Source organism: Mesobacillus maritimus (genome assembly GCF_023715205.1).
In the GTDB taxonomy this organism is placed as follows: domain Bacteria; phylum Bacillota; class Bacilli; order Bacillales; family Cytobacillaceae; genus Mesobacillus_B; species Mesobacillus_B maritimus_C.
The window spans coordinates 1-13,099 of the sequence record NZ_JAMBNR010000028.1 but is presented as its reverse complement, the minus strand read 5'-3'; the positions used below and the strand labels follow the sequence as shown (position 1 = coordinate 13,099).

8 protein-coding genes, 19 tRNA genes, 1 rRNA gene and 1 pseudogene are annotated in these 13,099 nt (G+C 40.4%); 2 read left to right on the top strand and 27 right to left on the bottom strand.

What is annotated here, in order from left to right; translation table 11 throughout:
* Positions 1-45 precede the first annotated feature (45 nt).
* Both M3182_RS24450 and M3182_RS24445 read right to left on the bottom strand, forming a co-directional pair.
* Complete coding sequence (locus M3182_RS24450; RefSeq protein WP_251436943.1) at positions 46-825, bottom strand: arylamine N-acetyltransferase family protein; 780 nt, start codon at positions 823-825, stop codon at positions 46-48.
* Positions 826-1,453: 628 nt separating this feature from the next.
* The gene (locus M3182_RS24445; RefSeq protein ID WP_251436945.1) at positions 1,454-2,833 is read right to left on the bottom strand and encodes a DUF6880 family protein; all 1,380 of its coding nucleotides are present in this window, start codon (positions 2,831-2,833) and stop codon (positions 1,454-1,456) included.
* A gap of 521 nt (positions 2,834-3,354) precedes the next feature.
* Between M3182_RS24445 and M3182_RS24440 the strand changes: the two are divergent.
* Positions 3,355-3,939 (top strand): annotated as a pseudogene (locus M3182_RS24440) (NAD(P)H-dependent oxidoreductase).
* 130 nt (positions 3,940-4,069) lie between these two features.
* On the opposite strand, the gene M3182_RS24435 reads toward M3182_RS24440, so the two are convergent.
* From M3182_RS24435 to M3182_RS24425, 3 genes are all read right to left on the bottom strand, one after another.
* A complete protein-coding gene (locus tag M3182_RS24435) occupies positions 4,070-5,116 on the bottom strand; it encodes a DctP family TRAP transporter solute-binding subunit (RefSeq protein WP_251436947.1) in 1,047 nt (348 codons plus the stop codon).
* Positions 5,117-5,218: 102 nt separating this feature from the next.
* Positions 5,219-6,493, bottom strand: a complete 1,275-nt coding sequence (locus M3182_RS24430; RefSeq protein ID WP_251436949.1) for a TRAP transporter large permease — start codon at positions 6,491-6,493, stop codon at positions 5,219-5,221.
* 36 nt (positions 6,494-6,529) lie between these two features.
* Positions 6,530-7,090: a TRAP transporter small permease gene (locus M3182_RS24425; RefSeq protein ID WP_251436951.1), complete on the bottom strand. Its 561-nt coding sequence runs from the start codon at positions 7,088-7,090 to the stop codon at positions 6,530-6,532.
* Positions 7,091-7,465: 375 nt separating this feature from the next.
* Between M3182_RS24425 and M3182_RS24420 the strand changes: the two genes are divergently transcribed.
* Positions 7,466-8,389 (top strand): DMT family transporter, encoded by a 924-nt coding sequence (locus tag M3182_RS24420; RefSeq protein WP_251560420.1) that lies wholly within the window; start codon positions 7,466-7,468, stop codon positions 8,387-8,389.
* Positions 8,390-8,648: 259 nt separating this feature from the next.
* Here M3182_RS24420 and gerQ read toward each other — a convergent pair whose 3' ends face one another.
* From gerQ to rrf, 22 genes are all read right to left on the bottom strand, one after another.
* Positions 8,649-9,179, bottom strand: a complete 531-nt coding sequence (gene gerQ, locus M3182_RS24415) for a spore coat protein GerQ (protein ID WP_251560418.1) — start codon at positions 9,177-9,179, stop codon at positions 8,649-8,651.
* A gap of 20 nt (positions 9,180-9,199) precedes the next feature.
* A complete protein-coding gene (locus M3182_RS24410) occupies positions 9,200-9,676 on the bottom strand; it encodes a cell wall hydrolase (RefSeq protein ID WP_251436958.1) in 477 nt (158 codons plus the stop codon).
* A gap of 1,005 nt (positions 9,677-10,681) precedes the next feature.
* A tRNA-Leu gene (locus M3182_RS24405) sits at positions 10,682-10,763 on the bottom strand.
* A gap of 6 nt (positions 10,764-10,769) precedes the next feature.
* A tRNA-Cys gene (locus tag M3182_RS24400) sits at positions 10,770-10,844 on the bottom strand.
* A gap of 9 nt (positions 10,845-10,853) precedes the next feature.
* Positions 10,854-10,928 (bottom strand) — tRNA-Gln (locus M3182_RS24395).
* 153 nt (positions 10,929-11,081) lie between these two features.
* Positions 11,082-11,157, bottom strand: a tRNA-His gene (locus M3182_RS24390).
* Between the two features lie 14 nt (positions 11,158-11,171).
* A tRNA-Trp gene (locus tag M3182_RS24385) sits at positions 11,172-11,245 on the bottom strand.
* A gap of 28 nt (positions 11,246-11,273) precedes the next feature.
* Positions 11,274-11,358 (bottom strand) — tRNA-Tyr (locus tag M3182_RS24380).
* Between the two features lie 7 nt (positions 11,359-11,365).
* A tRNA-Phe gene (locus M3182_RS24375) sits at positions 11,366-11,441 on the bottom strand.
* 55 nt (positions 11,442-11,496) lie between these two features.
* Positions 11,497-11,573 (bottom strand) — tRNA-Asp (locus M3182_RS24370).
* 25 nt (positions 11,574-11,598) lie between these two features.
* Positions 11,599-11,675: transfer RNA gene (locus tag M3182_RS24365), tRNA-Met, on the bottom strand.
* A gap of 165 nt (positions 11,676-11,840) precedes the next feature.
* A tRNA-Ser gene (locus M3182_RS24360) sits at positions 11,841-11,933 on the bottom strand.
* Between the two features lie 6 nt (positions 11,934-11,939).
* Positions 11,940-12,013: transfer RNA gene (locus tag M3182_RS24355), tRNA-Ile, on the bottom strand.
* Between the two features lie 49 nt (positions 12,014-12,062).
* A tRNA-Ala gene (locus M3182_RS24350) sits at positions 12,063-12,135 on the bottom strand.
* Between the two features lie 7 nt (positions 12,136-12,142).
* Positions 12,143-12,219: transfer RNA gene (locus tag M3182_RS24345), tRNA-Pro, on the bottom strand.
* 6 nt (positions 12,220-12,225) lie between these two features.
* A tRNA-Arg gene (locus M3182_RS24340) sits at positions 12,226-12,302 on the bottom strand.
* A gap of 22 nt (positions 12,303-12,324) precedes the next feature.
* Positions 12,325-12,409, bottom strand: a tRNA-Leu gene (locus tag M3182_RS24335).
* A gap of 94 nt (positions 12,410-12,503) precedes the next feature.
* Positions 12,504-12,579, bottom strand: a tRNA-Lys gene (locus tag M3182_RS24330).
* Between the two features lie 11 nt (positions 12,580-12,590).
* Positions 12,591-12,666, bottom strand: a tRNA-Thr gene (locus tag M3182_RS24325).
* 33 nt (positions 12,667-12,699) lie between these two features.
* Positions 12,700-12,775 (bottom strand) — tRNA-Val (locus M3182_RS24320).
* Positions 12,776-12,845: 70 nt separating this feature from the next.
* Positions 12,846-12,920, bottom strand: a tRNA-Glu gene (locus tag M3182_RS24315).
* A gap of 53 nt (positions 12,921-12,973) precedes the next feature.
* A 5S ribosomal RNA gene (rrf, locus tag M3182_RS24310) occupies positions 12,974-13,089 on the bottom strand.
* Positions 13,090-13,099 lie beyond the last annotated feature (10 nt).

Genomic DNA, 13,099 nt, shown 5'->3' with positions numbered 1-13,099 from the left:
CACCTATCCTCGATTACTTTCACCATAACAGGCACCGAAACTCCATCACTCCAAACCAAAATACGTTTTCTTAAATTCTTTAAACTTTCCTTCATCCATTTCTTCTTTTTTCTCTTGTCCGTCGGCCCATTGCGTAAACGAGCCCGCTGTTAAAGTGACACTACCGTCTTCCGTTAACTTGGTGACCAATGGCTTTTTATTAAAGGCCGACTCCGGATGCTCCGCAATCACCGTTTGGATTTCATTCAAATCCTCGATTTTCTTCACAAAATCCTTTGAATCAAAAGCATACCCAATTTTCCACTCAGGACCTTTATGCTTTAATTTCATATAAAGTATAAAATCACCATGTTCACTCTCATTACGCTCGATACGAAATTCACCGTTGTTTGATGTGACCACCTCTCCCGTCAACGGCACAGGCTTTAACGGCAAGTTCCCACCAAAACCTGTATCAACAAGGTAAAACTTTCCGTTATCCTGAATTAGATTCGCCACATGTGTTCTGCCAGTCTCGCTCCAATCTTTCTTCATTTGGTTATAAACAACACCACGCACCATGGTAACGTCAAAGCCGTTCTCTTTTAAAAACAAATAAAGAATCGTATTTAGTTCATAGCAAAGTCCACCTTCTCGTTGCACTAAGACTTTCTCCATAACATTTTCAGTGGTAAGTCCCTTTATCCGATTCTCGACAATACATAAATTCTCGAACGGAATCATAAATGCTGTTTTCTCAAGAACCTCGTCCAATTTTTCAAACGAAATCACTTCCTTTTCTAAAATCCCAATTCGCTTACGAAACAATGCATTTACCTTGCTCATTCCTACTACCTCCAATTGCTTTTTTTCTTTATTTACGGCTGTTTTCGTAAAGTTTGATGTTAAAATCCTAAAGTCAATTTTAACGAAATCATAGCCATTTCATATGTTTAAAATTAAGTTTGCAAGCCCTTTTCTCTTAAAAAGTTGCTGTATTTTTAAACAAACTAGCTTATATAGACGTATTGTACAAGGTTGGGAGAAGATCCTATTTAAAAATAGCATGATTGATAACAAATGCCCAACCTCCAAACGCAAGTGTTCCACTTCTAACCAACGAAAAAGCCAACTGATTGGACACCAATTAGTCGGCTTTTTCGTTTTAAATTAAATTTACAAGTTGTAATGCATTCACAACTTTACGCGCTTGAAAAGCGTGTAATTTTTTCATTGCGAATCGGCAATCGGCTAGGCAATGAAGATGTTTCGTGGCAAGCATAAAAGAAGTTGTGAAACGGTTCCCAAACTAAGCTCTCTCAGCCCGATCCATATTCCAATAACTGTTAATAGGATCAAATAAGATGGTTACACTGAACAAAATGTTGAACAGAACTCTCGCATTTAGCATTAAGACGACCTGGTCACTTATTTTTCAAAGAGTTCTTGAGCGGACCATTCCCACCGTCCTTTTTTACCCAAACAACCTTTCCACTTTCTCCAGCTCATTCACAAACGCCGGCTTTCGGTTATAAGTTTCCTTTAACTCCTCTACGATGCCACGAAACTTTGTTTCCCCACATGCCTTATGATAGATTTCAAGTTTCTTGCATACACTGCGATATTGCTTGCGATCGCTCGCCTGTTCCGCTTCACTTTTAAGAAAACTTGTAAAAATCTCATCTACTTTGGCAGCATATCCATCCAGTAAGTACGGGTAAAGCTCTAAGACCGTAATCGGGGATTCTTCACAGTATTTCAGAATTTTATCCTCGCGCTCTTCGGCTTTCGCCATGTATTCATAAATATATGGCAAATGATCCGATTTCTCCTCAAGCTCTGTGAAAATCTCATCGACCACCGGCTGCCATTCTTCTGGAGAATAAAACTCCTTCAATTTATTATAAGACTCATAATCATTATCAAAAACAAACTCTCTGAGAATCTCTTTTTGCTTGTCTAGATCCTCTAGAGCTTCATAAATCTGTAATCGATATTGTTTCCACTTTTTCACAAGGCCAGGATATTTACTATCATTTTCTTCCCCGTCCTCACAAAGCTTTAATGCCGATGTGAACTGTTCATTTGCCATGTCCTTTTCAATCGCCATTTCCCGGAACTCATCAAATTTCAAGTTTTCATTTATAAACTTTTGCGCTTTTTCCAACTCGCCATTCCGTTCGAGCACTTTCAATTGAAGCATTTTAATCGACTTTTGATCATAGTCCGAGGACCAAGAAGAAATGCTAGAAACCTTCGTTAATAATTTCTCTAAAGTACTCTCTAATTTTTTCCGAGCCGAAGCACGTGCCGTATAGATTGTACACACTTCTAATAATTCATGACGAATGTCATTCCAACCATCATAACGCTTATGTAAGGCTTCATCTAAAATTAATTGAAAGATTCGATCTTGTTCACGATGCTCGGTCGATAACAGCACTAACGAGGACGCATCTTTGAGCATCGTCATACTTTCATTCACAATATAGCCAATTTCGCCACCAGAATCATCGGTGTATTGGAGCATATCAATGACAATCGATAGGACAGTAATCCCCAAACGAACCGCTAGCTCTTCTTCGCCGCTAACAAGTTTATTCCTGCCCTTTTCAAGCACCATCTCCGCGCCCCTTAGCGCCGCATGGACGTTGCGCCATGATATAAATCCTCGTCTCTTATTCTCGTTAATATATTGTCGAATCAGTTGTTTACTAGCTTTGACTTCATCATGTGGCGTGCTGAGTTTATATTCTACCTTTTTCGCAACATCCTCATCTCCATCAGTTAAATCCATAACTAGTTCGACTAATTCTTTTTTCGAAAGCATTGAAACCATTTTATGTAAATCCATAACCCCGGACTCCTTCCTAACACAGAACATTTCTCTTTTAGTTTACCATAATCGCTAAACCTCTTCGCAAATGAAACATGGCATAGTATTCATTTATTTCAATCAGACATCCTCTAAGATTGATTAATCAATCGTATTTCAATCTCCTAATATTTAAATACAACCATTAAATCAAAAAATCCTCCTTCATGACCACAACAATTCTTTATATGAAATTGCAATATATTCTAATCTAAGCCCTTATTATTCCCTAAAATCGTATTTTTTGTTCAAAAGCAACAAAGATTGAGAAAAGAATACTTAAAAAAAAGAGAGCCCTGAAAATAACCGGATTGATATTCTTTTGTTCCTAGTTACTTTGTCAATCGCTATTCTTGGTCTCCTTTTTCTCTTTTTGTTATTGTAACAGAGGCAGTCTAGAGGGCGGTGTGAACTCCCCCTAAACACATAAAATCCTCAAAGCACGCAAAAGATAAAATGGATATTTCTACCTCCAACAAAGGAAAAAAGGTGTGATGGATATGCGTGACAAAGAAACAATGAAACAGAGAGTTTTAGATGCATTTCATTTCCGACATGCCACAAAAGAGGTTGAAAAAGATCTCTAAGGAGGACTTCCGGTTTATTTTAGAAACAGGGCGTTTATCTCCCAGTTCGTTTGGTTTTGAACCATGGCGGTTGGTAGTCATTCAAAACCCGGAACTTCGAGAAAAAATCAAAAATGCTTCGTGGTGAGCGTTTAGCAAGCTTCCAGATGCGAGTCACTTCCTCATCATTCTTGCTAGAACCAAGGTAGACACAATCTACAATTCTGATTATTTACAAAATCATTTACGAAATGTCTCGCAGTTTACTGAAGAACTTTTAGAGGGTTTTCTCAAACGAGTCGAAGAGGTTCAACGAGACGATTTTTACCTATCGATTCATGTCCGATAGAAGGATTTAACATAGAAAAAATGAATCAGCTTTTAGGTGTAGGTGTAGAAGGTTTATTAGAGGATGCCCATTACAGCATTTCAGTCATGCCAGCTTTCGGCTACCGTAAAAATAATACTCGTCCGAAAACACGGAGACCTTATGAAGATGTGGTTAAGTGGGTCAAGTGATGGTAAGCGAATTAGCTTACTAAGAAAAACCTTAATGTCAGTGTGGGTTATGTTTACTCCTTCCCTTGGGAGCAAAAAACAAGCGGAGAAAACCATTGTTTTCTCCGCTTGTTTCATTTATCATTCTTTCTTATTTTGCTGCCTCAATCTCTTCTTCTAGTTTATCAAGAATCGCTCCTTCTACCGTAGAGATGTTCTCACGATAATAGTCACGAATTGGAAGGGCAAGCTCTCGAAACTCTGAGCGTTGTTCTTCTGTAAGCTCAATGATTTCAACTGGATTATCCGTATCATTTTTCATTTTTTCCAAGAACTCCGTATTTTGACGATCTTGCTCATCATATGCCCAATCTTGCATTTCTTTCACTGTTTCACTAATCAACTTTTGAACATTTTCCGGTTGGCTATTATACCAATCCGTATTCACCGTTGTCATCGCAACATAGTTATTATGATTCGATAGTGTCACGGTATCTTGAACTTCATTAAATGCAGCATCATAAATGAAGAAAACAGGGTTTTCTTGTCCATCAACCGTTCCACGGTCGAGCGCCGTGTAAAGTTCACTCCAAGGCAATGCTTGCGGGCTTGCACCATACGCTTTATATGATTCTTGCATTAAAGGAGACTCTTGAATGCGCATCTTAAAGCCTTTGAAATCACCTGGCTCACTTACCCCAGCGTTACTCGTCCAAGCCATTGCTCCTTCTGTCCAAAAAGCAAGTGGCGTAATCCCGTGTGCTTCATACTTTTCAACTAAGTCAACATTTAATGCTTCACTTGTGTTGAGAATTTCTTGTGTTTTCTCTACGCTATCTGGGAATAAGAAATGTAATGCAAAGATTTGGCCTTCCATTACCATGTTTCCAGTAAAACCTGGTGACATCACTGCTAGCTCAACTGCTCCACCTTGCAAAGCGGCCACTTGGTCTGTTTCGGTCCCAAGCCCACCATATTCATACGGTTCAACCGTAATTTTCCCATCTGTTTTTTCACTAATCCGTTTCGCAAACTCTTCTGCATAAACATATTGGACTTGACCTTGAACTTCTTCTGTTACAAATCGCCAAGTAGCGGATTCAAATTCACTTGATCCTCCATCGGAACCTGAACTTTCACTACTCGCTTCCTCATTGTTTCCACACGCAGCTAGAAACAGCCCTAAAGTCAACGTCAATAAGATTGCTAGAATACGTTTTTTATGAAAGATAATAAAACCCCCTAATGTTAATTTTAAATTTATTAAAGGGTTCCTACTTCACGTGTAGGAACCGCTTTCTTACCCTGGTATCAGCATTAACGACAATTCTGGGATAAAAATTAATAGAACTGAAATAATCAGCAGCATAAGAATAAATGGTGGTGTTCCTCTGATGACATCCAAATAGGATCTATTAAACACCGCACTTGCGGTAAAAATATCAACCCCGAATGGTGGCGTCGCGGACCCAAGTGCTGCTTGGAACGTAATGATGACACCTAAATGAATCAAACTAACACCAGCAGCCTCCGCAGCAGGAACAAAAATCGGTGTTAAAATCAAAATGACTACAATCGGATCGACAAACATACATCCGATAAAGAAAAAGATACTAACAATGATGAGCACGTAGAGTGCACTTGGTTCAGTTCCTAATACCGCTTCGGTAATTTGTTGCGGAATTCGCGCATACCCTAAAACCCAAGTAAATACTTGACCGCCAGCAACTAGCACAAATACGGCGGAAGAAACCAACCCTGTGGATAGCGCAATTTTCGGTATTTCTTTTATATGAATCGAACGATAGATTACTACTTCTAATAGAAAGGCATAAAGAACAGAAATCGCTGCCGCCTCCGTTGGTGTGAAATACCCAGAATAGATTCCCCCAACAATTAAGATTGGGAACCCTAAAGGTAAGAGCGCCTTTCTTAAAAATACTAATCTATCTTTCCATGGTACCTTGTCTGCCAAAGGAATGTTTTTGATTCTGGCATAAAAATAACTATAAATTGCAAAACTGATAAAGACCATAAGTCCAGGGATAATCCCTGCAATAAATAAATCGCCAACTGAAACACTTCCGGCTGCAAGTGCATAAATAATCATGCCAATACTCGGTGGAATCAATAATGCTACATCACTCGAGTTTATAATGAGAGCGATGGCGCTCGAGTCTTTATAGCCAACCTTTAATAAACGCTCACGCATTGGCTTCCCTATCGCCACAACTGTTGCTTGGGTAGAGCCTGAAATCGCTCCAAACAATGTACATGCAGCTGAAGTGGTGACCGCATATCCCCCGCGAAGATGACCAACAAAGGATCCGATAAAATCCAATAGTCGATTCGATGTTTTCCCTGATGTCATGATATCTGCTGCAAAGATAAACAATGGAACAGCTAACAACACTGGCGATTCAATCCCCGTTAGTAACTGGTCCATCAGCAATTCCGGTCGCAAATTTGGAAAAAAGATAAACGCAACGGCAATTGGAGCTACGATCAGAGGAATCATCATCGGAAAATTTAATAATAGTAAAACAACCATAATGGCTAACAGCGTTGCTACCATAAAAAATTCCTTTCTATCTGTAATGTTAAAACAAGCTTACATGTGGAGTTCATGGCTAATATCCCGCTTTTCTTGATCGTTGTAATCCTCTGCATCAATTCCTAAATACACTTTATTCTTCACACGAATATTGATCCACATATTCCGTAGAAACTGAATTCCTCCTAGGAAAAAACCGATGGGAATAAAGATAACCATTAAATATTGCGGTATTTGTAAAGCTGGGGTAACGGTGCCTTTAGCAAATTCTGCTTGCACATATCCCAAGGAAAGATAGGCTAAGCCAAGAAGGATGACGGCGCTAACACCATTGATAAGGATGGATAAAACTTTTCTACCCATAAACGGAGCAAAATCATAAAATGCCGACATACTGATATGTCGCCCTTTTCTCGCTGCATAACCAATCCCCATAAAGGTAGCGATTACAATAGCAAACTTACTAACCTCTAAATTCCAATAAAAAATACTCGAATTAAACACTTCACGTGCAATTATATTTGCGATAATCACAACGGATATAAGAATAATAGAAAAGCTCAAAATATACTCTTCAAGTTTCATCATTAACCTGTCCAGTGCTCTAAAAAATTTCAATTCAGTGGATTCCTCCCTCCTAAATTTGATATGGGACAAAGGTACTAAAAATTCATATAAATTAATGATAGGTTAAAATGAAGAGTCGCTCAACCAGCAAATTCCCTGATTATTTCCAGTCTGCTAGTATATAAAAGAATGACCTAAATTTAGGAAGGAAATCCCTTAGAAATGCTACCATATTGTCTAATATACTCTGAATAAAAAGTTTTTTCCGTCAATTAATAGAAAGATAGACCATTCTCACTGAGATGAAATAGGTTATAGCCAATCCAACGACGAACGTGCAACAAGTCAGAATTTTTATTCTATTCATTATCTAGTAAAAATGATAACATCTTAACTATATGTATTTTGATAGGAAAGGAGGTTATAGTGATTTATTCCTATCTGTTAATGGTGCTTGTCGTTATTTTTTATGCAGGGAACATCCTAGTTGGAAAAGCGATTAATGATCTCCCACCGTTTACGATTGCGTTTTTTCGAGTCTTAATTTCTTTCATCATTTTAATTCCCATTGGAATGAAAGCTGCTTGGAAACATCGTTTAACGTTATGGGAGCATAAACGCCCATTATTGATTATGACCTTAACAGGAGTAACCTTTTTCAATACTTTCATATACGGAGCTTTGCAGTTTACCACAGCCACAAACGTTTCCATTTTAGAAACTGTGATTCCTGTTGTGACAGTCATCTTTAGTGTTTATCTGTTAAAAGAAAGATTAGTACCCTTGCAATGGTTAGGCATTTTATTATCATTTTTAGGTGCAATCTGGGTCGTGATGGATGGAAAGATTTTTGCAGTCGGTTCAATCGCGTGGAATATTGGGGACGGCATTATGGTTGGCGCCATTCTTACTTGGGCCATTTATTCTATTTACGTGAAAAAGTATATGCACTTATTTCCAACGTCGGCCTTTTTCTTCATAGTGATGGGAATCTCCGTCATCGTGCTGTTCCCAATTGTTTTACTTGAATGGACAATAACTGGTGTTCCGTCATTTGATGGTCTCAATCATTTCATCTCATTATCCTATCTTGGGATCTTCCCATCCTTAATCGCATTAGCGTTTTATAACCGTGCCGTTGATTTACTGGGTCCTTCCCAAGCTTCCATCTTCCTGAACTTTTTACCTGTGATTACAATGTTTGGGGCTTATTTATGGTTTGATGAAACCATTACTCTGATGAAAATCATTGGGACGCTCATCGTCATCAGTGGAGTCATCATTACAACCCAATTCAGTGGAAAGCGAAGAGTAATGGATAATAAAGTACCACAGTCTCAGAGTTTTTAAATGTAACCGATTCCCCTTCACCCACTGAGATAAAAAACTTAAAATAAAGGCTCTGTTTAATTTTTATTGATATTAGTAAAGAAGGGAAACTGTCAGGTTTCTCATATAAAAAACACCAATTGTGTTATAGGAACAATTTCTCCATGAGTGTACAGGATAAATAAATCTTTTTGCTGAAATTGCTCTGTTATTAATGGGAACAAAAAGAACCCGCTATTCCAAAAAAATGGAATATAGCGGGTTTTCAGCTTCTTATGACCTATTCTGATGTCTCGATTTCGATCGCCGGATTAATTTCAGTATGCGGATAGTTAATTTGTTCATCGAATTCTACCCAGTCGAGATTTGCCATCATCAACAAATAGCGTTTTCCGCTCCCAGGGTCGCTAATGATGATATGATCACGGCCAGCAGTTTCTACACGCCCACGGTAAACCATTGCATTCCACTTGTTATTTCCTTGGTAAGTAAAGTAGAACGTCCCGACTTTCCCTTTGTTGAAGCGCAAGATGTTTTCAATAAACGATTCTTCCACCACACCAGCTAAAAGTTGCTGCCCAGTCCCCATTGGCATCACCGGAGCGGCAAACGTAGGTCCTGAAGTCATACCTTGCATTCCTTGCATTCCTTGAATTCCTTGCATTCCTTGCATTCCCTGCATATCCTCCATACCTGCCATTCCTGCCATACCCGCCGCCGGGTAGCCGGACATTTGACCCTGTTGTCCCATGCTACTATCCCGCATCAAGCCATAATTCATAGGATAATAACTAAAGTTTCCACAACCCATGAAAAAATCAACTCCTTTAATTATCGGTAAAACTCTGGGCAATAGCCCGGTACTGCCACATAAAAACAATGATTCTTATGAGCAAAATCGAACACCGTCATTGGGGATCTTGGCATCGTAGCGGTACAAGGAGCTCGGTATTTTTGGCCTGGACTAGGGTTAAAAAACCACAAGTTCATTTTCGCCCGAGGATCCCTATAACCATGCAACAAATCCCTGGCCCTCCGAAGATCTTCCTCTGAGGGACGTTGCGTATACAATGATCCATTTAAGACGGGTTCGAAATGGGGGATTTCAGTTCCAGGGATCGTTTGATAGATGGCATGCCTGATATTACGCAGGTTTTTAAAATCCGGAGCACAGTCAGCCTCCACACGATTGGCCACAACCGACCCTACCATACTCATCCCCTGGGCTCCTTCACCAATGGCTTCCGCCAGCATGAGCCTCGCTAACTCCTCGACGTCACGTGCGTTATGCTTGATACGTCTACCCAATTTCTCACCCCTTTCGACCTCTACAAGTAACTTATTGCATAAACCCAAATTTGGTAGCTTGCCTATCCGCCCAAAGTTTGAGAAATGAGCTTTTTATGGAAGGCTGTTCTTAAAGAATTGTTGTTAAAATCTTAAGGCCGATTTTAACGCAGAATAAGCCATTTTGTGCTTTTCTAACAAGTTTTCAGGCTCTTTTCTCCTAATCAAAAAGTTACCTTCCAGTGAAAACATAACTAATTTTTCACATTTTATCTATAAAAACAACAAAATTTAAGAAAAGAGCCTAACGGTAAGAGGTTTATATTTTAGCGCCTTAGTTTTTAGGTAGAAGTAAGTCTATCAATTAGTGATTTGAATAGATGGTTTCTGGTATGTTAGAGGTTTTTGAGGTTTTTGAGGTTTCACAATTTCCTACGTTATGGAGAAATAAGATTAATGAAGTTTATTGTGAATTCAAAGTAAAAAAACTTGACTAGTAGCTCCAAACAATATCAAGTGCTCTTTAAAGATCAACTGCCATATACTCGCCAATTCTTCCAATCTTATCTTAGTGGTAGTTGCTATTTTATTAGCAAGCACAGAAAATACTTAATAAAGTAATCACTCATAATGGAAAACTCAAGCTTGTTGGCCCATCCTTGCCTTACCGTATCCACTGCTTGGTAGATTCCTAGCTATCATTTTTTACTCAGTCAAACTATCTCCTCCTTTGTTACGTTGCCAACTCAATCATGAAATTGCATGATGATTTAAACTATCTATTTACCAGAGCACCTTTTTAAATTGCCAACTAAATTTGCTGATAGTGATACAACACAGCAAAAATGATTGGAGGCTAGTAAGAATTAGGTGATCACCAATATCTTCGAGGACGACCATATAAAATCATAATTTCAGAGCTCATCTTCAACTTTTGTTTTTTCACAAAAAAACACTCACAAACATTGATGAATCAACATTTGTGAGTGTTTTATGTTTTTATAAAAGCTAGATTTCACTTTAGGATACCGGTGGTCGGGGTCGAACCGACACTCCTTACGGAACACGATTTTGAGTCGTGCGCGTCTGCCAATTCCGCCACACCGGCATTATATGGAGGCGGCAACCGGATTCGAACCGGTGAATAAAGGTTTTGCAGACCTTGGCCTTACCACTTGGCTATGCCGCCCTGTGTAAATGGCTGGGCTAGCAGGATTCGAACCTGCGCATGACGGAGTCAAAGTCCGGTGCCTTACCGCTTGGCTATAGCCCAATGATTCATACTTATGATTAACACCTTTGAATGAACGAACTAGACAAAGACAAAAGAAAACCACAGTCAAAACTAAGAGGCATTAGCTACTTCTGAATTAATTCTGTAGTTGGTTGACACTAACTGTCTAATCATTAAGTTTTCATAAAAAAATGGGGCGATCGATGGGAATCGAACCCACGAGTGTCGGAGCCACAATCCGATGCGTTAACCACTTCGCCACGACCGCCACAATATTAATATTGGCAGGGGTAGTAGGAATCGAACCCACACTGGAGGTTTTGGAGACCTCTGTTCTACCTTTAAACTATACCCCTATAAATAAAAGCTATTTTAATAAATAAGTGGTGGAGGGGGACGGATTCGAACCGCCGAACCCTGAGGGAGCGGATTTACAGTCCGCCGCGTTTAGCCACTTCGCTACCCCTCCAAAAAAATGGTGGCTCAGGACGGAATCGAACCGCCGACACATGGATTTTCAGTCCATTGCTCTACCGACTGAGCTACTGAGCCACACAACATAATCTATATCAACAGTAGGAAAACCTACTGGATTATTATTATGTAATGGCGGTCCGGACGGGACTCGAACCCGCGACCTCCTGCGTGACAGGCAGGCATTCTAACCAACTGAACTACCGGACCAATTATAATTTACCATGAAAAAACTTGGTTGCGGGGGCAGGATTTGAACCTGCGACCTTCGGGTTATGAGCCCGACGAGCTACCGAACTGCTCCACCCCGCGATAATATTATTTTACATAGATTTGTTCATGCTCTATGTTTGCACTATCTGTCCCGGTCTCAGAAAGCTTATTCAAGTAGAAGCTCGACCGGTACAACTCGCAGTGTTTCAATGAAGTAACGCTCGTTGCTCCACCCCGCGATAATAGTATTATGGAAAAAATGTATGGCGGAGGAAGAGGGATTCGAACCCCCGCGCGGTTTAACCCGCCTGTCGGTTTTCAAGACCGATCCCTTCAGCCAGACTTGGGTATTCCTCCATCATATGGACCCTGTAGGACTCGAACCTACGACCGGACGGTTATGAGCCGTCTGCTCTAACCAGCTGAGCTAAGGGTCCAATAAACATCTTATTAAAAGTCTCTAAAATTGTGATACTTTTTTAAAAATGGAGCCTAGCGGGATCGAACCGCTGACCTCCTGCGTGCAAAGCAGGCGCTCTCCCAGCTGAGCTAAGGCCCCATGGTAATGGTCGGGAAGACAGGATTCGAACCTGCGACCCCTTGGTCCCAAACCAAGTGCTCTACCAAGCTGAGCTACTTCCCGTTTATATGGCGCGCCCGAAAGGAGTCGAACCCATAACCTTCTGATCCGTAGTCAGACGCTCTATCCAATTGAGCTACGGGCGCAATATAATCTATGAAATAAATATGGTGCGGGTGAAGGGAGTCGAACCCCCACGCCTTGCGGCGCTAGATCCTAAGTCTAGTGCGTCTGCCAATTCCGCCACACCCGCAAAATCATATTATTTACTGACGTGAATAAAGTGGTAAGTTATTTTCGCTACTGCGAATTAATGGATGGTTATTTTCACTATCGTGAAAAAACTTTGGTGAGCCATGAAGGACTCGAACCTTCGACCCTCTGATTAAAAGTCAGATGCTCTACCGACTGAGCTAATGGCTCATACAAATAAATGGTGCCGGCCAGAGGACTTGAACCCCCAACCTACTGATTACAAGTCAGTTGCTCTACCAATTGAGCTAGGCCGGCATGGAAGGTTATTTTTGCTTTGTAAAAATTTAATGGTGGAGGATGACGGGCTCGAACCGCCGACCCTCTGCTTGTAAGGCAGATGCTCTCCCAGCTGAGCTAATCCTCCACGTTAAAAATAACCTTCTCCTAATAAAATGATATTAAGGAGAGTTTTTTTCGCTAGCGCGAAAAAACTTTGGTGACCCGTACGGGATTCGAACCCGTGTTACCGCCGTGAAAGGGCGGTGTCTTAACCGCTTGACCAACGGGCCAGTATATTATATTTACAATGTAGTAAAAGAAAAAAGATAACCCAATTGGGTATGCCCGGCGACGTCCTACTCTCACAGGGGGAATCCCCCAACTACCATCGGCGCTGAGAAGCTTAACTTCCGTGTTCGGCATGGGAACGGGTGTGACCTTCTCGCCATCGTCACCAGACTATTTAATT

Excerpts from the sequence above, each read along its gene's own strand:
- M3182_RS24450 (WP_251436943.1), bottom strand. The coding sequence starts at position 825 with ATGAGCAAGGTAAATGCATTGTTTCGTAAGCGAATTGGGATTTTAGAA.
- M3182_RS24445 (WP_251436945.1), bottom strand. The coding sequence starts at position 2,833 with ATGGATTTACATAAAATGGTTTCAATGCTTTCGAAAAAAGAATTAGTC.
- M3182_RS24430 (WP_251436949.1), bottom strand. The coding sequence starts at position 6,493 with ATGGTAGCAACGCTGTTAGCCATTATGGTTGTTTTACTATTATTAAAT.
- gerQ (WP_251560418.1), bottom strand. The coding sequence starts at position 9,179 with ATGGGTTGTGGAAACTTTAGTTATTATCCTATGAATTATGGCTTGATG.